Origin of the sequence: Janthinobacterium violaceinigrum (assembly GCF_009208555.1) — a bacterium.
Classification (GTDB): Bacteria; Pseudomonadota; Gammaproteobacteria; order Burkholderiales; family Burkholderiaceae_D; genus Janthinobacterium; species Janthinobacterium violaceinigrum.
The window spans coordinates 1-22148 of sequence record NZ_WFLI01000054.1 but is presented as its reverse complement, the minus strand read 5'-3'; the positions used below and the strand labels follow the sequence as shown (position 1 = coordinate 22148).

The window sequence follows — 22148 nt, the reverse complement described above, 5'->3', positions numbered from 1 at the left end:
CGGTCTGCGCCATTCTCCCTTAAACTGGCACGATGCCGACTGTACAATCGCCGAAACTGACCCTCTCCCAGACCAGCTCCCAACAGGGAGCCCTTGTCACTGCCAGCGGCACCTGGCAGGTGCATGCGCTGGCGCATGACAATGCCATCAAGGCCATCGATGCCCAGCTCAAGCCCCTGCAGGACGACGCCGCCGTGCAATGGGACCTGTCGCAGATTGACAGCATGGACCATATCGGCGCCCAGCTGTTCTGGAATGCCTGGGGCAAGCGGCGTCCCGCGCAGCTGACCCTGGCGCCGTCGCTGGAAGAGTTTTTCCGGCGCATCGAAGAGACGGGCCCCCTGGAAACGCCGCCCTCGCGCGCCAACCGCCTCACGCCCGTGATGAAGCTGGGCATGGCCATCCTGCTGTTTTTCGAACATTTGAAGGGGTTCATTGCCCTCGTGGGCCAGGTGACGCAGGATATCGGCCGCTTCGCGCGCCATCCCATGCGCGGGCCCTGGCGTGAAATTTCCGCCAACATCTTCCATGCGGGCTTCCAGGCGCTGGGCATCACGGCCCTCGTGGGCTTTCTGATCGGCGTCGTGCTGTCCTACTTGTCGGCCCAGCAACTACGCGCGTTTGGCGGCGACATCTACCTGGTCAACCTGCTGGGCATGAGCATCATCCGCGAACTGGGGCCTTTATTGGCAGCCATCCTCGTGGCGGGCCGCTCGGGCTCGTCGATCACGGCGCAGCTGGGCGTCATGCGCGTCACGGAAGAGCTCGACGCCATGCTGGTGATGGGCATTTCGCACGGTTTCCGCCTGATCATGCCAAAAGTGCTGGCCCTGGCCATTTCCATGCCCCTGCTCGTCATCTGGACGGATACGGCCGCGCTGATCGGCGGCATGGTGGCGGCCAAGGTGGAACTGAATCTGTCGGCACGCTACTTCATCCAGAAGCTGCCCGACGCCGTCCCGCTGGCCAACTACATGATCGGCCTGGGCAAGGGCGCCATCTTCGGCATGCTGATCGCCCTCGTCTCCTGCCATTTCGGCCTGCGCATCAAGGCCAACACGGAAAGCCTGGGGCGCGGCACCACCACCGCCGTCGTCACGGCCATCACCGTGGTGATCCTGGCCGACGCCGTGTTTGCCATCGTCTTCAATGGAGTGGGCTACTGATGGCGGACGACACCAATATCGCTTGCGGCACGGGCAAGGAAGGCCAGTTCAACCTGCATGGCAGCGCGCCCGTGGTGGAAATCACCAATCTGTGGACCAAGTTCGGCCGCACCGTCGTGCACCAGGACTTGAACCTGGAAATCGAACGGGGCGAGATCCTGTCCATCGTGGGCGGCTCCGGCACGGGCAAGACGGTGCTGCTGCGCCAGATGCTGGGCCTGGAACACCCGGCCCGCGGCTGCGTCAAAGTCTTTGGCGAGGATATCAACCAGGCCAGTTCCGACCAGCTGCAGCAATTGCGCAACCACTGGGGCATGCTGTTCCAGCAAGGCGCCCTGTATTCGGCGCTGACCGTGTTCGACAACGTGGCCCAGCCCATGCGCGAATTGCGCGTGCTGCCCGAGGCGCTGATACGCGACGCGGTACTATTAAAGATGAACATGGTGGGACTGGGCCCGGAACATGCGCTGAAAATGCCGTCGGACCTGTCGGGCGGCATGATCAAGCGCGTGGCCCTGGCGCGCGCCCTGGCGCTGGAACCGAAACTGCTGTTCCTCGACGAACCGACGGCGGGCCTGGACCCGGACTTGTCGGAAAGTTTCGTGTCCCTGATCCAGTCGCTGCACCGCGAGCTGGGCTTGACGGTGGTGATGGTCACGCATGACCTCGACACCCTGTTTGCCCTGTCCACGCGCATCGCCGTGCTGGCGGCAAAACACGTGATTGCCATCGGCCCCACGCGCGAGGTGATCGAAGTCGACCACCCGTTCATCAAGCAATTTTTCCTCGGCGACCGCGGCAAGCGCGCGCTGGCCGTCCTCGATGAAAAACAGGCGGCAGACGGCAAGGCGGCGCAGCCAGGCGACGACGCCGGCACAGACAAGAAAGCGGAGAAGTAATGGAAAACAGATCACACGCCCTGATGACGGGATTTTTTACACTCACTTTGCTGGTGGCCGCCATTCTGTTCGGCGTCTGGTTCAACCGCGACCGCGTGGAAAGAGTGCCGTACCTGCTCGCCACCACCCTGTCCGTGCCGGGCCTCAATCCGCAGGCGACCGTGCGCTACCGTGGCCTGGAAGTGGGCAAGGTCGACGCCATCGATTTCGACACGCAAAAGGCGGGGCAGATCCTCGTGCACATCAGCGTGGCACCCGATACCCCCGTCACCAATACCACCTTTGCCACCCTGGGCTACCAGGGCGTGACGGGCATCGCCTACATCCAGCTCGACGATGAACACGTGGGTTCCAAGTTGCTGGGCACCAGCAAGGACAAGCCTTCGCTGATTCCCCTGCGCGCGGGCTTGCTGGACCAGCTGGAAAAGCGCGGCAAGCGCATCCTCGACCAGGCCGAACAGATCACCAACAAGGTCAACAACCTGCTCAGCCCCGACAACCAGGCGGCCATGCTGGGCGCCTTCAATGAAGTGGGCAAGGCGGCCAAGGCCTTTGGCGCCATTCCGCAGCAGCTGGAGCCGACCTTGACGCAATTGCCCCAGCTGACGGAACAGACGCGCCAGACCTTGACGGCCGTCAGCACGGCCAGCAAGAACGTGTCGGACTTGACGGCCACGTGGAAAAAACTGGGCAACGATATCCAGGCGCCCGGCGGCGTGCTCGAGAAGGTCAATGGCACGGTCGACAGGGTGGGCAATTCGGTGGAAACGGTGGCCAATGGCGTATCGCTGGAAGTCTTGCCGCAAGTCATAGAACTGAGCGGCGAGGCGCGTTCCTCGATGCGCGCCCTGAAAACCACCATGAGCACGCTCAATGAACAGCCGCAGAGCATCTTGTTCGGCGCCCCAGACATTCCGCCCGGCCCGGGCGAGCCCGGCTTTTCGGCGCCAGGCAAATAAGGAGAACACAGCATGCATATCCCTCGCAATCTCAGCGCACTGATGCTGGCCGGCGCTTTCCTGCTGGGCGGCTGCGCCAGCCGCGGCCCCGTCCCCACTTTCTATGATTTCGGTCCGGCCGCGCCCCAGGCGGCGGCACAGACGGCCGCGCCAGCCGTGCCCGTGCTGGTGATCGCCGACGCCAACGGCCCTTCCTGGCTGGACAGCCAGCGCATGTATTACCGCCTGCTGTACGCCGATGCGCAGCAATCGCGGCCGTACGCCTACAACCGCTGGAACACGCCGCCGCTCCAGCTGCTGAGCCAGCGCCTGAAGACGCGCGTGGCGCAAAGCGGCGTGAAAGTGCTGTCGACCACGGACGCGGCCGCCGGCATGCCTCTGCTGCGCATCGACGTCGATGATTTTTCGCAGGCTTTTGACACGCAGACGCAAAGCAGCGGCCATGTGTCGCTGCGCGCCTCGCTGTTCCGCGGCCACCGCCTGATCGACCAGAAAACCTTCAGCCGCAGCGGCCCGTCCGCCAGCGCCGATGCGCAAGGGGGCGCGCAGGCATTGGCAGCCGCCTCGGACGCCATCGCCGCCGACCTGCTGGCCTGGCTGGGCACGCTGACCATCCCGAAAGAGTGACCGCAGCCGAATGACCGCCTCCGCAGCCCCAGCCAGCCCGCCCGCGCCACTGCCGCCCGCACGCTCGTCGCCCGTGTCGCGCGCGACCCTGCTCGCCTACGTCTTCCTGATCGTGTACGCCAGCTGGTTCCCGTTCACGGGCTGGCACAGCAACGGCTTGTCGCCGCTGACCTTCCTGGAAAACACGCGCATGCCCCGCTACTGGACGGGCTTTGACGTGGGCATCAACGTCGTCGGCTACATCCCGCTGGGTGCGCTGATCGTGTATTCGCTGTTTCCAAGGGTGACGGGATTCCTGGCCGTCATCGTCGCCAGCCTGTGCGGCGTCTTCATTTCCGGCAGCATGGAAGCCGTGCAAACCTATCTGCCCAGCCGCGTGTCGTCGAATCTCGACTTCTATACGAATTCGGCGGGCTGCCTCATCGGTTCCATCATCGGCGCCTTGACGGCGCGCAAGCTGCTGGACCAGAGCCATTTGCTGCGCCTGCGCCAGCGCTGGTTTGCCCAGCACGCGAGCCAGGGCCTGGTGCTGGTGGCCCTGTGGCCGCTGGCGCAAATCTATCCGCAAGGCTATCTGTTCGGCCTGGGCCAGCTGCTGCCCATCCTGTCGGACTGGGCTTCCACCCTGATGGGCATGGAAATCGACCTGGCCACGTATCTGCGTCCCGACACGATATTGACGGTTGAGCAATACTGGCTATCGGAAACCATCATCACGGCCTGCGGCATGACGGGCGCCGTGCTCACCTTGCTGTGCCTGCTACGTCGCGCCGCGCCGCGCGCCGTGCTGATGCTGGTCCTGATCGCCGCCGCGCTGGTGGTGCGCTCGATGGCCAGCGCGCTGCTGTTTTCGCCACAAAATGCCTTCGTCTGGATCACGCCGGGCGCCCAGGGCGGCTTCCTGATCGGCCTGATCATGCTGGGCGGCCTGGCCTTCGCGCCCCACGTGGCGCAGCGCCGCATCGCGGCCGCCACCTTGCTGCTGAGCCTGGTGATGGTGAATACGACGCCGATCAATCCGTATTTCATGTCCACCTTGCAAGGCTGGGTACAAGGCAAGTTTCTCAACTTTAACGGCGCGGCGCAATTCCTGGCCCTGCTGTGGCCTTTCATGGCCCTGTGGTTCCTGTGCCTGCCCTCGCACCGGCTGAACCGGCAGGACGATGTGCAGCGCCAGCGTCGCGAAGACCACCCATAAGCGCTATCATGGCGCATTAATGTATTGAACAGCAGGAGAGCAGCATGAGCGACGCACCGTATTTTGAACGCCACGTTTTTTTCTGCATGAATAAACGTGAAGATGGCCGCAACAGCTGCGGCGACCATGGCGCGGAAGCGGCGCAAAAGCATTGCAAGCGCCGCATCAAGGAACTCGACATGAATGGCGCGGGCAAGATCCGCATCAACCAGGCCGGCTGCATGGACCGCTGCGAAGAAGGCCCGCTGCTGGTGATCTATCCGGAAGCGACCTGGTACACCTACGTCGACACCAGCGATATCGATGAAATCATCGATACGCACCTGGTGGGCGGCAAGATCGTCGAACGCCTGAAGATTTAATGCCAATTTAAGAGAATGCCACCAGTATGAGCATCATGAACAGAAACTCGGAAAAATTTACCCTCGCCGGCCATGCAGGCAGCATGGAAGGCTTGCTCGATTTCCCGGCAGATACCCCGCGCGGCATCGCCCTCGTTGCCCATCCGCATCCGCTGTACGGCGGCACGATGGATAACAAGGTCACGCAAACCCTGGCGCGCGCGTTTGTTGCCCTCGGTTACGTGGTGGCGCGCATCAACTTCCGCGGCATAGGCGCCTCGGAAGGCGTGCACGACCATGGCGCGGGCGAGACGGACGACATGCAGTTGCTGTATGAACACATGCGCGGCCTGTACCCGGGCTTGCCCGTGGCCTTGTCCGGTTTCTCGTTCGGCACCTTCGTGCAATCGAAACTGCAGGAACGCCTGGCCGCCGCCGGCACGCCCGTCGAGCGCCTGGCGCTGATCGGCAGCGCGGCCGGCAAGTGGGCCATGGCCGACATCCCGGCCGACACCATTCTGATCCACGGCGAACTGGACGACACCATTCCCCTGTCCGCCGTCTTCGACTGGGCCCGTCCACAAGACATTCCCGTGATCGTGATCCCCGGCGCCGACCACTTTTTCCACCGCAAGCTCAATCACATCAAGAACCTCGTGATTGCGCTGTGGCATGGTGACAAACCCGCAATCGCAGCCGATGATCATTGAAGTGTGGGCTTACTAGCGCTTCCACGGCTATAATTGATCCGTTTTTTCCACGCGGCCATGTAAGTAGCAACAACATGGCCCTCAGCCTTCATCTTTTTCTCGCAGACCAGCCTCCATGAAAAAACTTTTAGCGGCACTGGCCTCCAGTGTACTTTTCCTATCCGCCGCCTTCGCCCAGAGCGTTCCAGCCCCGACCATCGCCGCCAAGTCCTGGCTGCTGCTCGACGCCACCAGTGGCCAGATCATTGCTTCGCAAGATCCGGACGCACGCATCGAACCGGCATCGTTGACCAAGATCATGACGGCTTACCTGACGTTTGCCGCCATCCGCGAAAAGAAACTGGCGCTGGACCAAAAGGTGAACGTGTCCGTGCGCGCCTGGAAAGTCGATTCGAGCAGCTCGAAGATGTTCATCGATCCGGCCACGCCCGTGTCGATCGACGACTTGCTGCATGGCCTGATGATTCAATCGGGTAACGATGCCGCTGTGGCGCTGGCCGAAGCCGTTGCTGGCGATGAAGGCACTTTCGTCGTGCTGATGAACCGCGAAGCGCAGCGCATGGGTCTGAAAAACACGCGTTTTGCCAATCCGCATGGCTTGCCTAGCCCCGATAACTATTCCACCGCGCAAGACCTGTCCGTGCTGGCCCAGCGCGTGATCGCCGACTATCCGGAATTCTACAAAATCGATTCCATCAAGAGTTTCACTTACAACAAGATCACCCAGCCTAACCGCAACCGCCTGCTGTGGCTGGACCCAACCGTCGATGGCATGAAGACGGGCCACACGGAAGCGGCCGGCTATTGCATGATCGCCTCGGCACGCCGTCCCGGCGGCACGGGCGAGCGCCGCCTGATCTCCGTGGTGCTGGGCACCACGTCCGACCAGGCCCGCACGCAGGAAAGCCAGAAGCTGCTGAACTGGGGCTTCCAGAACTTCGATACGGTCAAGCTGTACTCGAAAGGCCAGGCCGTGGCCACGCCGGAAGTGTGGAAAGGCTCGAAAGGCACCGTGAAAATCGGTTTCGCGCGCGATGTGCTCGTTACCGTACCAAAAGGCACGGCTGCCAAGATGAAACCTGTGCTGGAACGCAAGGACCCGCTGGTCGCGCCGCTGGCTGAAAACGCTCCTGTCGGCAAACTGAAAATGATGGTCGACGACAAGGTATTGCTGGAACTGCCCGTCGTGGCCCTGGAAACCATCAACCAGGCAACCATCTTTGGCCGCGCCTGGGATTCGATGCGTCTGTGGATGAAATAAGCAGTCAGCACTCCCATCAAAAATGCCCGCATCGCTGCGGGCATTTTTTTCGTCTTGCGCTACGTCACTTTACTTCAGCGGCGCATCCTTCAGGTGCGGCTTGCGCGCCACGGGCGGGAAGGTGCCCGGGCGGCCTGCCGCAAACGTCGCTTCCGTCTGCGATGCTTCCACCGGCACGGACAGCTTGCGCACCTTGGCCACCTGCGCCGCCGTCACCGGCGTGCCGCGGTTGCCCCAGCTGGTCTGGATGAAGGTCACCACCTGCGCAGTCTGCTCATCGTTGAAGATGTCCGCATACGGCGCCATCGTCAGCGCCGACGGCGCCGTGCGCGTGGCGGGCACGGCACCGCCCGACAGCACGATGTTGATGGCCGACGTCGGGTCATTCGTCTGCAGCACGGCATTGCCGGCCAGCGCAGGGAAAGCCTTGTCGTAGCCCTTGCCGTCGGAACGGTGGCAACCGGCACAGCGGTCCAGGTACAGCTGGGCGCCCGTGGAATTGACGATGCCGCTGAACAATTGCTTGCCCAGCTTGTCATCGGCCACGAAGGCGGGCGTGGCCGGATTCGATGGCGGCAACGATTTCAGGTATTTCGCCATGGCCGCCAGGTCGCCATCCGTCATGTGCTGCATGGAATGGGCCACCACATCGTTCATGGCGCCGAACGAGGCCGTATGGCTGTTGCGGCCCGTCTTCAGGAATTCGGCGATCTCCGCCGCGCTCCAGCGCGCCAAACCGCCGCCATGCTCATTGCGCAGCGAGGGCACGGACCAGCCGTCGATCACGCCGCCGCCCGCCAGGAACGTCGTGTTGCCCGCGTCCGTCAGCGATTTTTCCTGCATGCCCACGCCGCGCGCCGTATGGCAGGCGCCGCAGTGGCCCAGGCCCTGCACCAGGTAGGCGCCGCGCAGCAATTGCGCATCGCCCGTCGCCGGCACCTTGTACGGCTGCGGCGTGGGCGCGAAGGCCCAGCGCCAGATGGTCAGGGGGAAACGCATCGACAGGGGCCAGGGAATGTCGGCCGCCTTGTTCGGCGTCGGGTCCGCCTTCACGCCATGCATGAAATAAGCGTACAGCGCCTGCATGTCCGCTTCGCTCAAGCGCGAGTACGACGGATACGGCATGGCCGGATAGACGGTGTAGCCGTGCTTGGTCACGCCGGTGCGCATCAGCTTGTCGAAATCGGCAAAGCTCCAGTCGCCGATACCGGCCTTTTTATCGGGCGTGATATTGGTGGAATACACCTTGCCGATCGGCGTTTCCATGCCCAGGCCGCCCGCAAATGGCTTGCCTTTCGTGCCGGCCGTATGGCAGGCGATGCAGTCGCCCGCGCGGGCCAGATATTCGCCCTGGCGTATCAGCTGGGCGTTCGGGGTGGTGGCAGCGGCCGGGGTGGCAGACCAGGCGGCGCTCGAGGCAAGCGCCAGCAGCAGCGCGCCCACGGTATGGGTGAATGTGTTGTTCATCTTCTTGTTCTTTATCAGGCGACCAGGGGACGGGGATCTTTCAGGTATTGCTCGCGGATGGCCTTGGCCGACCAGTAGGTCAGCGCGCAAGCGAGGCCCGTCGGGTTGTAGCCGATGCCGACCGGGAACACGCTGGAGCCGACGGCAAACACGTTGTGCACGTCCCAGCTCTGCAGGTAACGGTTGACGACGCTGGTCTTGCGGTCCGCGCCCATGGCCGTGCCGCCCGCCCAGTGCGTGGTCTGGTAGTTGCGCAAGTCCAGGTGGTCGCCCACGTTCTTGACGGACACCTTGATCGATTCCGGATTCATGGCTTCGGCCACCTTCATCATCTTGTCCGTGACGAAACGGCTCATCTTGATGTCGTTTTCCTTCCAGTCGAAGGTAAAGCGCAGCAATTGCTGGCCATACTTGTCCGTGTAGGTGGGATCGAGGTCGACATAGCAGTCGCGGTAGGTCATGTTGGCGCCGTGGCAATCGAAGGACACCGTGTTCAGGTAGCTCTTCTTGACGGCCTTTTTCCAGGCCGAACCCCAGGCGGGCGTGCCGTCCGGCGTGGCAATGCCCGAGATCGGTTTCGAGCCGGCCGGGTTGCACCAGGCGGGCGAACCGCCCACAAAGCCCAGCGGGCCATGGTCGAAATTGTCGCCATTCCAGTCATCGAGCGCGACGCCGGTGCCGCCGGCGCCGATGAAGGGGTTGGTGTTCGTGTCTTCCTTGAAGAAGGTCTGGATGGTGGACATCATCTGGTAGGCGATGTTGCGCCCCACCACGCCTTCATTGCTGACGGGGTCATACGGCTTGCCGATGCCCGACAGCAGGAACAGGTGCGCATTGTTGTAGGCAAAGGCACTGGCGATGACCAGGTCGGCCGGCTGCTCGACGGCCTTGCCGTCCGCATTGATATAGGTCACGCCCGTTGCACGCTTCTTGCTGCCGTCGAGGTTGATGCGCACGACGTTGCAGTTGGCGCGCAGCTCGAAGTTCGCCACCATGCGCAGGGCCGGCATGATGTTGACGTTGGGCGAGGCCTTGGAATAGTTGTAGCAGGCGTAGCCGGAGCAGAAGCCGCAGAAGTTGCACGGTCCCATCTGGCAGCCGTACGGATTCGTGTACGGACCGGACGCGTTCGACGACGCGTTGACAAACGGGTGGTAGCCGACGGCCTTGGCCGCGCGGCGGAACAGTTCGGCCGTGTACGGCACTTTTTGCGGCGCCAGCGCGTAATTGTCGGAGCGGTCGCCCTCGAACACATTGCCGTCGCCGACGACGATGCCGTTGACCTTGTACGCCTGGCCCGAGGTACCGAAGACTTTCTCGACGAAATCGAAGTGCGGCTCCAGCTCGGCGTAGGTCACGCCAAAGTCCTGGATCGTCATGCCTTCGGGGATGAATTTCTTGCCGTAACGGCGTTCGTAGTGGCTGCGGATCTGCAGCTCTTCCGGCAGGACGCGCCAGTGCATGCCCGACCAGTGCAAGCCCGCGCCGCCTACGCCCGTGCCCGGTTTGAACGCGCCGATCTGGCGGTAGGGCACGGCCACGCCCGTGATGCTGTGGCGGAAGGTAAACGTGCTCTTCGACATATCCTGGAACAGCTTGCTGCGCTGGATGTAGGTCAGCTCGTCGAGGGTCTTCGGATAGGCGCCGTCGGGATAGGTGTCGCGGTACTCGCCCCGTTCCAGCGCGACCACGTTCAGGCCCGCTTCCGTCAATTCCTTGGCCATGATGGCGCCGGTCCAGCCGAAGCCCACAATCACGGCATCGACAGGCTTCATTTTCAAATCTGGTGTGATATCACTCATGATGGTTTTTCTTTTTCTTTGATCTGGTACAAAAAGTCTTATGCGATAGAAACAGGGGGCAGCGGGTATTTCTTGCCGTACTGCTCCACCCAATCCATATAGTCGGCGCGGGCGCCAGGGAAACCCACCATCTTCCAGGCCAGCATGTCCTTGTTGCCGCCATGCACGGGATCGCAAAAATAGCCTTCGCGCGTGTTTTGCAGCAGCTGGTTGAAGAAGACCTTGGCCGGCACTTCGCCGATGTCCAGGGTGCCCTTTTGCAATTGCGTGATGACGGCGTCGCGCTCGGCCGCATTCAACTGCACGAAAGGCTTGCCCGACTGTTTATTGACGGCTGCGTTCACGCCGGCCAGGGCGCTCTTGTACAGCTCGCGCGGCGCCATGTGGAACTGGTAGCCGAACTGTTCGATTGAGGGCACGAACGGCCCCTGCATGTACCACAGCGCGCCATACGCGTAAGGCGTATTCATCTGCGCGTCGATGAATTCATGCGCGCCCGATTCCAGCGCGCCCGGCCCTTCGCCATCGGCCGGAATCAAGCGGTCGACCAGAGCCGTCAGGGTGGCCCATTCGGTGGCGTCGAAGAAGCGGGGTTTATAGGCAGGCTGGTCCTTGGAGACGGCCATGGCCAGGCCGCCGCCGGCGCCGGCCAGCAAAGCCACGGCCGGCGCGGCACCGACGGCCTTGCGCAAGAAGTTACGCCGATGGGGCGAAATCCCGATGATTTTCATAGGTTTTCCTCAGGCGGCACAAGCCGCCACAGTGATGGATGTGGGTGTCAGACAGAAAATGCGGGCACGCGCCGCTGAGATTGCAGGTTTCACTAGAGATGACTGCGGTATCGGGGCGCGGGCAACAACCTGTCGGTTAATTGACCAACATGATTGACAAGCAGTCGCTTTGCATTTACGGTGCGCATCGTACCATAATTAAAAGAAACATTCAGAGACAGGTATTACATGATCAAAAATGAGGCAGCGCCGCGCGGCCGCCCGCGCAAGGCTGGCGTGGAAGATGCGGTGCTCGAGGCGATCGTCATGCTGGTGCGCGAGCATGGGCTGGACGCGGTGACGATACAGATGGTGGCCGACGCTGCCGGCGTGGGGCGCCAGACGATTTACCGGCGCTGGCCGCGGCGCGAAGACATGCTGCTCGACGCGCTCGTCAAGCGCACGGCGGAAAAGCTGCAGCGCGCGCTCGACATGCCGGACGGCCAGGAGATCGAGGCGATCTGCGCGCGCATCTTCGACAACCTGAACGCGGACGGCCGTTTCACCTGCGATCTGTTGGTGCTGATCCACAACGATGCGGCCGCGCAGCTGCGCTTTCGCGAGCAGATCGTCGCCCCGTGGATCACCCTGGTGGTACAGCGCCTGGTCAACATCGGCGTGCGTGCCGACCTCGACCTGCGTTTGTTTGCCTTCATGCTGCAATCGGCACTGGTGTACCAGATGCAACTGGGCGGCCAGCTGGACCTTGCCTTGCAGGAGCGTTGCTGCCGCTTTATCCGCAGCATGCTGTAGATTAGCTGGCTATAATCGTGGCGAGTTCTTCCACACACCACCAGAAAGCCAGCCCATGAGCCATGTATTTCCCGCCAGCCTGCAAGCGCCGCGCAGCCGTTTAAGCAGCAACGGTCCCGAACTGTCGCGCATCGTCGCCGGCATGTGGCGCATCGGCGAGTGGAATATGTCGGCGCAGCAGCGCCTGGCCTTCATCGAGCAATGCCTGGCGCTGGGCGTCTCGAGTTTCGACCATGCCGACATCTATGGCGATTACAGCGCAGAAGGCCTGTTTGGCGAAGCGCTGGCCTTGCAGCCGGGCTTGCGCGACAAGATGGAACTGGTCAGCAAGTGCGGCATCAAGCTGCTCTCGCCGCACCGTCCTGGCCATGCCATCCAGCATTACGACACGAGCGCGGCGCACATCACCAGTTCCGTGGAACACACCTTGCGCCAGCTGCACACGGACCGCCTGGACTTGCTGCTGATCCACCGCCCCGATCCGCTGATGGATTTCGACGAGATCGCCGGCGCCTTCAGCCAATTGAAGCAGGATGGCAAGGTGCTGCACTTTGGCGTGTCGAACTTCAGCCGCCACCAGTTCGAGTGCCTGCACCGGCGTTTCCCCCTCGTGACGAACCAGGTGGAATTTTCACCGCTGCACGTGGCGCCCCTGTTCGACGAAACCTTCGACGGCTTGCAGGATGTGGCAGTGGCGCCGATGATCTGGTCGCCGCTGGCCGGCGGCAGGCTGTTCCAGGGTGGCGATGCGAATGTGGAAAACTTGCGCAATGTCATCAAGCAAATCGCCGACCAGCTGCAGCGCCCGTTTGCCAGCGTGGTGTTTGCCTGGATCATGCAACTGCCATGCCGCCCTTTGCCGCTGACGGGCTCGGGCCGCATCGAGGCCGTGGGCGTGGCCGTGGAAGGCACGCAATTCACGCTCAGCCGCAGCGACTGGTTCGCCATCCTGCGCGCCGCGCGCGGGCACGAGGTTGCCTAAGATTTAGTCAATCTCATCCGGATCATTAAATACCTGCGGCAACGCAATGCCGCGCCAGCCCAGGTACCACGCCAGGTTGAGCAGCAGGGTGGCGCCGATATACACGGCGAAGAACAGCGCGAAAAAGCTGGTCTTCAGCCACACCAGCAAGGCGATGGCCACGATCAGCACCAGCAGCGCGGCCAGGCTTTTCTTTTGCTTGGAGCTGGGGAAACGCAAGGTCGACACCATCAGGCTGCCCACGCCCACCAGCAGCAGCATCAGCAGATAGCTGTGCAGCATGGAATCGATGGGCGCCGGCCAGGCCACCACCACGGCCGCCACACAGGCGGCCCCGGCCGTGATCGGCATGCCGACAAAATACAGGGGATCGGTGCGTCCCACGTTCACATTGAAGCGCGCCAGGCGCATGGCGCCGCAGGCCACGAAGAAGAAGCTGGCCATGCCGCCAAAGCGCAGCAGCAGCGGATCGTGCACGCCCATCTGCACGAAGCCGTAGCAATACAGCAGCACGGCCGGGGCGCAGCCGAAATTCATCACATCGGCGATGGAATCGAGCTGCACGCCGAACTGCGAGCTGGTGTTCGTCAGGCGCGCCACATAGCCGTCGAGCGCGTCGAACACCCCGGCCAGCACCAGCAGCGCCGCCGCCAGCCGGTAGGCATCCGCGTCGCCCACGGCGGCGTTATCGACGGAAATGACGATGCTGGCAAAACCGCAGGCTATCGAAAGCAAAGTCACCATGCTGGGCAAGGCGTATTTGGCGCGCTGCAGGCGCGACTTGGGCAATGTGTTCAAATTTGTGGGCAATCAAAGAAATCAGGAATGAGGCAATGCAGCGGCAAACGCCGCACTATGCCCATTCTACCCTGCGCGGCTACGGCACCGTCCGCGCACGAGCACGCAGCATATCTTTTCAGGGATGCTCTACGGCAGATCAAAATGCCTTAGAATCGTTTTACAGCCCCCCACCAGACAGGAGTCAGCTTGATTGCCTCGTTATCGCGTTGGACACACACCCTTCCCGCCCTCCTGATCGTTGCACTGCTGAGCGCCTGCGGCGGCGGCAGCGATAGTGGCGGCAACACTTCGCTGAGCAGCGCCACGGCGGCAAAACAGTTGACGGAGGAGCCGGGCGCCCCAGCCCTCAGCAACAATATCGCCACGGATGGCTTCAACTGGATCAATTACCGGCGCAGCCAGATCGGCCTGGGCCCGCTGGTGCGCAATAGCCTGATCGACAATGCGGCACTCGGCCATTCCAACTATCTGAACAGCAACAACGTGGTGGCGCACAGTCAAATCAAGGGCAAACCCGGCTTTACGGGCGAAACCCCCTTTGACCGCCTGAGCGCGTCAGGCTATGTCGTCACGTCCACCTGGGGCGAAGTCATCGCGGGCATAACGACCAACTCCGGTTTCTACATGGCGGAAAACCTGATCACGGCCGTGTATCACCGCTTCGTCATCTTCGAACCGGTGTTCAAGGAAGGGGGGGCCGGCTCTGCCGTCAACAACAGCGGCTACGCCTACTTCACCACCGACTTTGCGGGCAACACCCGCTACGGTCCCGGTTTGCCGGCCGGACAGATCATCAGCTATCCGTTCAACGGACAGCTGAAGGTCGCCACCAGTTTCTCCAGCGATGAAGAGACGCCCGATCCCGTGCCCAACCAGGATGTGGTCGGCTACCCCATCAGCGTCCATGCGAACTTCGACGCCACCCTCGGCGTGACTGCGTTCACCGTGCGCCAGCGTGGCGCCAGTGCGGACCTGGCGGTACGCCTGCTCAGCAAGGAGACCGATGCCATTAATACATCGCGCTCGGTGGCCGCCATCATCCCGCTGGCCCCCCTGCTGGCGGGCACCACCTATGACGTGAGTTTCATCGGCAAAGTCAATGGCGCGAGCGTCACGCGCACCTGGTCCTTCACGACGCGCTAGGCGGCAGGCGGCCGCCAAACGGGCGCAGTGTCGAGGACGACTGGATGTAAAATAGCAGTTCCTGCTTTACTGCCATTGACACGTTTTGGGGCTCTGCGCACACCGGGCATGATGAAACCACACGCCACCTGCGATGATGATGCTGCCGTTGCGGCATCCGACATGGTCCGCATTCTCGATGTCGAGAACGGACTGGGCCGCATCATGGGCGACCGCCTCCTGTACCTGAAAATCCTGCGCCGCTTCCTGCATGACCACGGCACCACGCCGTGCCAGATCCGCGCCGAATTCGACGCGGGCAACTATGCCAATGCGCGCCTGAAGGCGCATACCCTGAAAGGCGCCGCCGGCATGATCGGTGCGCGCCACGTGCACGGCCTGTCGGCAACCCTGGAATCGGCGCTGCGCGCGCAGGCGCCCGACCTGGCCCAGCAGATGCTGCAGCTGGAACTGGCGCAGGATCAATTGCTGGGCGCGGTCAGCAGCATGCTAGGCACGCCGGAAGCCACCCATACGGCGGCGCAGGACGTGGCGCCCGACCCGGCCGCGCCCGCCATCCAGCTGCTGCTGGCGCGCCTGGCCAGCCATCTGCGCGAAGGCGATGGCGCGGCCATCGACATCCTGGAAAACTCGGCCAGCCTGCTGGCCGCCAGCCTGGGCGTGCACGTCTACCAGGAAGTGGCGGCCGCTGCGCATGAGTTCGACTTTGACGGCGCACTCGCGGCGCTGCTGCGCCGCCGCTAGCCTCCAGATTCAGGGGTGGTATTGCGCCTCTTCCGCGTAAGCCATGCCGCAACTCTTGCCGCAAAAGCGGCGCACGGCGTCGAGCGGCTTGTCGCAATACCAGCACGCGCCTTTCGGCGGCAAGGTCGCGATCAATTCCGGCATGGCGGGCAATGGCCGCGCCACTGCCTCATCCGCGCATACCACGACGTCCGGCTGTTTGCTGTCCATGGCGCTTCCTTTCCTAGCGGCACTTCAAGGCCGCTCAGCAAGATTACGTCAACGCAGTTTGAAGCCCATGACATTTCTCAACGGCGGCCATGCTTGCCGGGCAAAGGATCACACAGGGGAACCAAGTCCCGCCACGCGCAAGGCCAGCAGCACGGCGAGATGAAGGGGATAGTAGACATAAAAAAAGTAGCGCGCGCGCGGCAGCCTGAAAGGCAGTATGGCGCTGGCCGCGATCAGCACGACGGCGGCCAGCGCCCAGTGATTGCCGTTGATGGCATACAGGCTGGCGCAACCCGCGAGCCAGGCCAGCAAGGACGGTACGCCGGGACGGCGGCAAAACCACCAGCCCCCCAAAAAGCACGCCAGGCCGAACCAGCAGAATTCCAGCAAGGGCCCGCCGAAAGCAAAGAGCGCCAACGCGGCAGTTGGACGCCACCTGCCGCCTTGCCCGGTCAGCCATGCAATGGCAGTAGCCACAGCCAGGGTGAACATGATATTGAGCGGCCACCAGCCGTGGCCTGGCGGCAGCAACGCCGCATACACGGGCGCAGCGCAGAGGCCGGCAGCAGCGAGCCGCGACATGGCGCGCCGCGGCAAGCCATGCGCCAGGGCGCCCGGTTGGGCCAGGTGGTACGCCAGGACAAAGGCAAACAGGGGCAGCGCCAGCCTGCCGATGGCATACAGTGCCGGATCGCGCTGCTGCCACAGGTAGCTATTGACGTGATCCAGCGTCATCGCGGCCAGCGCCAGCCACTTCAGGATTTCCAGTGCGCCATCGGCGATGCGCAGACCGGGCGGCGCCGGTGCCGCAGCTTCCAGGCCCGGATGTGCCGCCATGCCGCAGCGGTCAGGCGACGATGCCATCGACCTCCTCCGGGCAGACAGGCTCCAGCGGCACGGCCGCCATGGACGGCGTGGCGCCGGCGGGTGCTCCCGCGAGGCGTTGCCGGATCGACGCATCATCGGCCTCCTCGCCCAGGTAGTAGAGCGTCTCCACCCGCGCATCCGCTGCCGGCGCGCCAGCCTCGTCCAGGCAGCGGAAATCGAGACTGTCCAGCATGCGGCGGGCCTGCTGCGCATCCGCCCCTGTGACGGCAAAAATTTCCACCATGTCTAGCGTAGCGCGCACCATGCGCAGCAGGCTGCGGCCACCGGTCACGCTGTAACGCCGGCCACGGAAGCTCTCTGCCACCCAGAGATCAAGATAGGCGCCGGCGGCCGGTTGTCGCAGCGCGGCGATACCCACCAGTCCCCAGCGTTCATGCATCAGGGCACAGGCGATGTGCTCGCCGTCCAGCGCCATCCTGCCGCCATCGCCGTCTATGCGTGCCAGCGCCTCGTCATGCTGCAGCCCCAGAGGCTCCAGCCACAACGATCCGCTCTGCGCCAGGCTGCGCCGGTACCATGGCAAGGCATCCTGCTGCTGCATGCGCTGTTCCAGCGCCGCTAGCCTGCCGCGCGCAGTCTGATGCTCGGGCACCAGTTCCAGCAGGCGGCGCAGCGCGCCCATGGCTTCATCGCTGCGGCCGCAATGCTCCGCAACCTGGGCCAGCATATCCCTGCTCCTTGCGGCCTGCGTGTCATGCTGCGATGCGTATTCGGCCGCTTCGCGCGCCACGCCAAGGTTGCCGACCGTCAGCGCCAGCTGCGCCAGGTCCAGCTGGAACGCCACCGCTTGCGGCTGCGGCAAGTACATGTCCCACACCAGGCCCAGCGCCTGGCGCCATTGCGCCAGCTGCGGCGCAGGCAGCGCGCGGTGCGCATCCTGCAGCGCCGGCAGCATGGCCTCGAGACAGGCCGGATCGTGGCAACTGCGCTGCAGTGCCGCCAGCGCCGCCGCTCCCGTGCCGGCGGCAACGCCAGCTTGAAGGGAATGCCCCGCATGCACGCCGGCCAGCAGGGCGCGCAGTTGCCGCAGGAGCCCGTCATCGTTCGCCCCGGCGCCAGCCAGAGCCAGCAGCAAGCTGGCATCCTCAGCCGTTCCGGCTTCCTGCCAGAGCGCAGCACCAGCGCTGCGCAAGTGCCACGCCAGCGCATGATAATTGGCAGGCAAGACCGACGTCCCGCCAGCACCGGCAAAGGCGCCCAGCCTGATCGCGCGTTCATCATCGACGGCGATATCCGACGCCAGCAGCATGAAATGATCGTCGCCAAGACTGGCCAGTGCCTCCACGCTGGCGATGGCGGCGAGCGGAAACGCCACCGAGGTTCCCGGCATGCGCTGCAGGTACATGTCGGCAAGCGCGTCGAGCGGCGCGGGGAAATCGTCCCCGTCCGCCGGAACGTGGCAAGGCTGCACCAGTGCGGCGGCCCATTCATGCGCCACGACCACCAGCGCCTGGTTCGCAAACATGGCCGACGATGCGGTCAGCAGCTGCTCCCGCCGCAACACGAAGAACTCTTCCTCGTCCGCCAGTTCCTCAAGATAGGGATGCGATTTCAGCATGGCCTCCTGCTCCGCATCGACCGCACAGGCAATGTATTGGAAGCGCTGCAAGCCGGAAGCACCATGGTCGATGCGCTGGCGCAGGCTGGCGAACAGCTGCCAGCAGAATTGGCCGCGCGCCGGTGCCAGGTCGAGGACCACCAGCGCCGCATCGTCCTCTATGCGTTCGCCATCCAGGGCGGCGTGCCAGTACAGCAGCGCGGCATCGGCATAGGCGCTGGCCGCCGCGGCGCCCGGCGGCGGCAATATTTTCCGCGGCGTCGCCTTCTGTACCGGCAACGGTGCCAGCGCCGGCGCCGCGCTGGCGGGAGCCGCCGTGGCCGGGGCGGCAGGCAGGATATAGAAATCGCTGGTGGCGATCGATTGCTGGTACGCCGCCCAGTCGCCACGGGGACGCGGCACGGGCACTGGCACCTTGCGCTTTTCGCCGCCGATCGCCACCGTCTGCATCGGCACCGCCTCGAAGCGCTCCTTGAAATAGGGATCGCTGAAATAGCGTATCTTGTCGGCCTTGATGACGGGAATGCCGGAGCGCACCACCAGCTGGGCTTCCTTGCTCATGCCCAGCAGCTCCTGCGGCAGCATGACGGCGCGCGACTGGTAAGATGCCGTCTTGCTGTCGCCGCCCTGGCCCTTCAGCCCGAACAGGCTGCCCTGCGAATGCTGGGTGCTATAGGAATTGACGGTATCGTTGCCGATCATCTTGGAGTATTCTTCCGCCTCGCTGACCTGGGACGGTGTGAAATAGATGACAGCGCCCATATTGCTGACGATATTGTGCGCATCCTCCTTGCCGTACACGGAATCGAGCTGGGTCTTGTCCTGGATAATGATAGCCAGCCGCATATTGTAGCCAGCCATATAGCCGACGCCCTTGGCGATGATGGCCACCTTGCCCATGGCGGTAAACTCGTCGAGCATCATCAGGCACTGGTATTTCAAGTCGGGATTCTGCTCCGGCAGTTCCTTGACGTTTTCATTGATCAGCTGAGAGAAAAACATATTGACGATGAAGCCAGCCTGCAGGACTTCGCCGGCAGGAATGTTCAGGTAGATCGACATCTTCTTCTTGCGCACGTCGCGCAGATCGAAATCGTCGGCCGAGGTGGCCTTGTCGATAACGGGATTGGCAAACGGTGTCAGCGCGGCCGTGAAGGTGGCGACGATACCCTTGAGCGCGGTTTCACCGGCGCCGATGAAGCGGTTCAGCGCGTCGCGGCAGGACACCGACAGCGGATGCGCACTGGCTGCGCGCGCCGCCAGCACCTTGCCCAGATAGGTTTCGATGGGATCGCCCTTGCCCGATGCCTGGCGCAGCATTTCGCCGATGGTCTTCGGCAGTTCCGGCGTTTCCAGCACCATCAGTCCTATGCCGACGAAGAGGTTCCTGGCCGAGTCGGGCCAGAACGGCTCCTTTTCGTTTGGAGGATAGACGATGGAGGCGAGCGCCATCAGGTCGTTGGCGCGAAAATTCAAGTCGCGCGAGACGTAGGACAGGGGATTCCAGCGGTGCGTATCTTCCGAAAACGGGTTGAAGTACACGATCTCGTTGCCCATGTAGCGGCGCCGGAATTCGGAGCTGAGATTGTAGTTTTCTCCCTTGATGTCGAGCACCACGACCGAATCTTCGAACTGCAGCAGGTTCGGCACGCAAAAACCGACGCCCTTGCCGGTACGCGTAGGCGCCGCCAGCAGGACGAAGTCATAGCCTCCCAGGCGCAGCAGCTTGTCCTGGAACTTGCCGATCACCACGCCCTTCGGGCCATCGAGCTTTTCCTGGCGGATATCGTCGCGGTTGGCAAAGCGCGCCTTGCCGAACAGGTCGCTATTTTCCCGGCGCAGCAGCATCGCCACGCCGGCCGGCGCGACCAGGCTCAGTAGAAAGGCGATCACGATACTGCCCTTGACCTTGCGCAAGGTGCGCGCGTCGTCAGCGGCCTGGTACGCCTGTTCGATGGTGAAAAAGTGCGCCCGCGCGGGATTTTCGCCGAAACTGAGAAAGAGGATGGCACCAGCCAGGTAGTTGGCCAGGGCCAGCAACAGCAGAACCCCCAGCACGCCGGCACAGATCAGCAGGATGCGGCGCGTACGCGATGGCTTCATTGCATGGCCTCCAGTTTTTTGCGGGGATCGTAATAGATTTCGCTGATGAAGCGCTCCCCCACCCGGTTCTCGAACTGCACCACGATATCGATGGTCAGCACCAGCAGGCGCTTGATGACATCGAAGGTCAGGTTGGCACCGCCCGGCGAATCCTGGATCATGATGGCCAACTGCTCGAAAGCCAGCGCCGGCGTGCCCGCATGGCAGCTGGTGATGCTGCCCGGGTGGCCGGACGCGGCATTACGCACGTAGTACAGGCACTCGTCGCCGCGCAGCTCGGCCAGCAGGATGCGGTCCGGCTTCATCCGCAGGCAGCTTTCCAGCAAGTCCTTGGGCCGCACATTCGACTTGCCCTGCCCGCCCTTGCTGTACAGCAGATGCACGCAGTTTTCGTGCGGCAGGAAAAGTTCGCGCACGTCCTCGATGGTGATGATGCGCTCCTCCTTGGGAATCTCGTGCACCAGCCCCTTCATGAAGGTGGTCTTGCCCGAACCGGTGGCGCCAGCCACCACGATGTTCCTGCGTTCCCGCACGGCCAGGCGCAGGAACTGTTCGTAGTCGCGCGCTTCGAGCAAGGCCAGCAAGCGTTGTTCGGCGCCGCTCAAGGCCGTTTGCATGGGCCGTATCCGGGCAAACAGGCCCGCTGCCGCGAAATCATCGATCTTGCGCGTGATGAAGGACGGCTTGCGCAGGGTCAGCGAATAGCAGTTTTCGCTGACCGCCGGCGGCATCACCAGCTGTATCCGCGAGCCGTCGGGCATGGAAGCCGACAGGATGGGCGTACTGGCATCCCATTTCTGGTTCGAATACGTGGCCACGGCCGTGCCCAGCGCTTTCAGCAGGCGGACATTGGCCTCCGGGCAGGCATGCGAACTCCAGCGCGAATGCTTTTCCACCCATACCGTGCCCGGCGCATTGACAGCGATCTCGGTCACATCGTTATCGTGCAGCCACTCGGCCAGCGGTTCCAGGAATACCTGGACCGAAGCATCGTGGCGCAAGGCGCCACCCAGTTCATCTCTCATGTCAGCGCTGCCTAATGTTGTAAACGTTGTTAAACCACAGGTCGCGGCTCACATACACCATCAGCCGGTCGCCGCGATTCTTATACAGCGTCGGGGCGATATTGATGGTCGAGTCGAGTACCTTCTCCGACATCGTGGTCGTGGCATTGACGCTGGCACCATAACCGCCATTGCCGCCCTGGCTGTTCTTGGCCACCTGGATCGCCACGGCATCTTCCACCAGCGACAGCAGGAAAGCGGCGCCGATGCGTTCCATCCAATGGTTGTCGACCACGCCCGGCGCACCCATCACGCCAAGCTGGTCGGCTGCAGGCGAATCGACATCGATCACCACGCCCGTGGCCGTCTTGATGCGCTGCCACAGGATGGCGATGCGCGCGTCGCCGGTACGCACGTTGTTCTGATAGAGGCCCGTAATCGTGCTGCCTTTTTCCAGCAGCAACACCTTGCCATCATCCGAATACACATGCTGCGGCAGAATGCAGCTGGTACTGCCGCCGATATTCGACACCAGCTGGGTCTCCAGCACGCAAGGGATAACCGAGCCGCGCGCCAGCAGATAGGAGCGGTTTCCCAGGTTGGCGGCGCTGGCCTGCGCCGTCGCCGTCAGAGCGCCCGACAGCGCCTGCTGGGCGGCGAATTCCTGCACAGTGGCGGGCCGCTTTTGCGGCGTCGTGCCGGCCAGCATGCCGCCGGCTGTGCCAGCTGGCGCCGCCGGCGCCATCAGCGAAGGCGGCGGCG

The 22148-nt window shown here is 63.2% G+C and carries 21 protein-coding genes; 12 read left to right on the top strand and 9 right to left on the bottom strand.

The features are described from left to right. The first annotated feature begins 32 nt into the window (after positions 1-32). The 8 genes from GCN75_RS26880 (at position 33) to GCN75_RS26845 (ending at position 7161) form a co-directional block, all read left to right on the top strand. On the top strand, positions 33-1166 hold the full coding sequence (locus GCN75_RS26880; RefSeq protein ID WP_152285079.1) for an MlaE family ABC transporter permease: 1134 nt from the start codon (positions 33-35) through the stop codon (positions 1164-1166). After that, positions 1166-2065, top strand: a complete 900-nt coding sequence (locus GCN75_RS26875; protein WP_152285078.1) for an ABC transporter ATP-binding protein — start codon at positions 1166-1168, stop codon at positions 2063-2065. The genes GCN75_RS26880 and GCN75_RS26875 overlap by 1 nt, the downstream gene beginning before the upstream one ends. Further along, entirely contained in the window at positions 2065-3024 is a 960-nt protein-coding gene (locus GCN75_RS26870) for an MlaD family protein (RefSeq protein WP_152285077.1), read from the top strand. Before GCN75_RS26875 ends, GCN75_RS26870 begins: the two co-directional genes overlap by 1 nt. Before the next feature lie 12 nt (positions 3025-3036). Further along, positions 3037-3651 (top strand): ABC-type transport auxiliary lipoprotein family protein, encoded by a 615-nt coding sequence (locus tag GCN75_RS26865; protein ID WP_152285076.1) that lies wholly within the window; start codon positions 3037-3039, stop codon positions 3649-3651. Positions 3652-3661: 10 nt separating this feature from the next. After that, the gene (locus GCN75_RS26860) at positions 3662-4849 is read left to right on the top strand and encodes a VanZ family protein (RefSeq protein WP_152285075.1); all 1188 of its coding nucleotides are present in this window, start codon (positions 3662-3664) and stop codon (positions 4847-4849) included. Positions 4850-4893: 44 nt separating this feature from the next. After that, positions 4894-5211: a (2Fe-2S) ferredoxin domain-containing protein gene (locus GCN75_RS26855; protein ID WP_034781335.1), complete on the top strand. Its 318-nt coding sequence runs from the start codon at positions 4894-4896 to the stop codon at positions 5209-5211. 35 nt (positions 5212-5246) lie between these two features. Beyond that, complete coding sequence (locus tag GCN75_RS26850; protein WP_152285074.1) at positions 5247-5900, top strand: alpha/beta hydrolase; 654 nt, start codon at positions 5247-5249, stop codon at positions 5898-5900. Positions 5901-6015: 115 nt separating this feature from the next. Then, positions 6016-7161, top strand: coding sequence for a D-alanyl-D-alanine carboxypeptidase family protein (locus GCN75_RS26845; RefSeq protein WP_152285073.1), 1146 nt, complete (start codon positions 6016-6018; stop codon positions 7159-7161). Between the two features lie 69 nt (positions 7162-7230). On the opposite strand, the gene GCN75_RS26840 is transcribed toward GCN75_RS26845, so the two are convergent. From GCN75_RS26840 to GCN75_RS26830, 3 genes are read right to left on the bottom strand one after another with little or no spacing between them, the layout of a single operon-like run. Then, complete coding sequence (locus GCN75_RS26840) at positions 7231-8628, bottom strand: cytochrome c (RefSeq protein WP_152285072.1); 1398 nt, start codon at positions 8626-8628, stop codon at positions 7231-7233. 14 nt (positions 8629-8642) lie between these two features. Further along, positions 8643-10430: a GMC family oxidoreductase gene (locus GCN75_RS26835; RefSeq protein WP_152285071.1), complete on the bottom strand. Its 1788-nt coding sequence runs from the start codon at positions 10428-10430 to the stop codon at positions 8643-8645. Between the two features lie 38 nt (positions 10431-10468). Beyond that, positions 10469-11161 (bottom strand): gluconate 2-dehydrogenase subunit 3 family protein, encoded by a 693-nt coding sequence (locus GCN75_RS26830; protein WP_152285070.1) that lies wholly within the window; start codon positions 11159-11161, stop codon positions 10469-10471. Between the two features lie 228 nt (positions 11162-11389). Here GCN75_RS26830 and GCN75_RS26825 point away from each other — a divergent pair, with 228 nt between their 5' ends. Together GCN75_RS26825 and GCN75_RS26820 are read left to right on the top strand one after the other, a co-directional pair. Then, on the top strand, positions 11390-11953 hold the full coding sequence (locus GCN75_RS26825) for a TetR/AcrR family transcriptional regulator (RefSeq protein ID WP_226941591.1): 564 nt from the start codon (positions 11390-11392) through the stop codon (positions 11951-11953). A gap of 55 nt (positions 11954-12008) precedes the next feature. Further along, entirely contained in the window at positions 12009-12935 is a 927-nt protein-coding gene (locus GCN75_RS26820) for an aldo/keto reductase (protein ID WP_152285069.1), read from the top strand. Positions 12936-12938: 3 nt separating this feature from the next. Here GCN75_RS26820 and pssA read toward each other — a convergent pair whose 3' ends face one another. Further along, positions 12939-13679 (bottom strand): CDP-diacylglycerol--serine O-phosphatidyltransferase, encoded by a 741-nt coding sequence (gene pssA / locus GCN75_RS26815; protein WP_226941593.1) that lies wholly within the window; start codon positions 13677-13679, stop codon positions 12939-12941. Positions 13680-13922: 243 nt separating this feature from the next. Here pssA and GCN75_RS26810 point away from each other — a divergent pair, with 243 nt between their 5' ends. Both GCN75_RS26810 and GCN75_RS26805 read left to right on the top strand, forming a co-directional pair. Then, positions 13923-14879 (top strand): CAP domain-containing protein, encoded by a 957-nt coding sequence (locus GCN75_RS26810; protein ID WP_319633310.1) that lies wholly within the window; start codon positions 13923-13925, stop codon positions 14877-14879. Between the two features lie 108 nt (positions 14880-14987). Further along, a complete protein-coding gene (locus tag GCN75_RS26805; RefSeq protein WP_152285068.1) occupies positions 14988-15623 on the top strand; it encodes an Hpt domain-containing protein in 636 nt (211 codons plus the stop codon). 9 nt (positions 15624-15632) lie between these two features. On the opposite strand, the gene GCN75_RS26800 is transcribed toward GCN75_RS26805, so the two are convergent. The 5 genes from GCN75_RS26800 to virB10 all read right to left on the bottom strand — a co-directional run. After that, positions 15633-15833: a hypothetical protein gene (locus GCN75_RS26800; RefSeq protein ID WP_152285067.1), complete on the bottom strand. Its 201-nt coding sequence runs from the start codon at positions 15831-15833 to the stop codon at positions 15633-15635. Between the two features lie 108 nt (positions 15834-15941). Continuing rightward, positions 15942-16697, bottom strand: a complete 756-nt coding sequence (locus GCN75_RS26795) for a TraX family protein (protein WP_193317673.1) — start codon at positions 16695-16697, stop codon at positions 15942-15944. Then, positions 16681-20382 (bottom strand): type IV secretory system conjugative DNA transfer family protein, encoded by a 3702-nt coding sequence (locus GCN75_RS26790; RefSeq protein WP_152285065.1) that lies wholly within the window; start codon positions 20380-20382, stop codon positions 16681-16683. Before GCN75_RS26790 ends, GCN75_RS26795 begins: the two co-directional genes overlap by 17 nt. Continuing rightward, positions 20379-21407: a P-type DNA transfer ATPase VirB11 gene (gene virB11 / locus GCN75_RS26785; RefSeq protein ID WP_152285064.1), complete on the bottom strand. Its 1029-nt coding sequence runs from the start codon at positions 21405-21407 to the stop codon at positions 20379-20381. Before virB11 ends, GCN75_RS26790 begins: the two co-directional genes overlap by 4 nt. Position 21408: 1 nt before the next feature. After that, positions 21409-22148 (bottom strand): type IV secretion system protein VirB10 (virB10, locus tag GCN75_RS26780; RefSeq protein WP_193317672.1); only part of this gene is annotated, 740 nt, incomplete at its 5' end.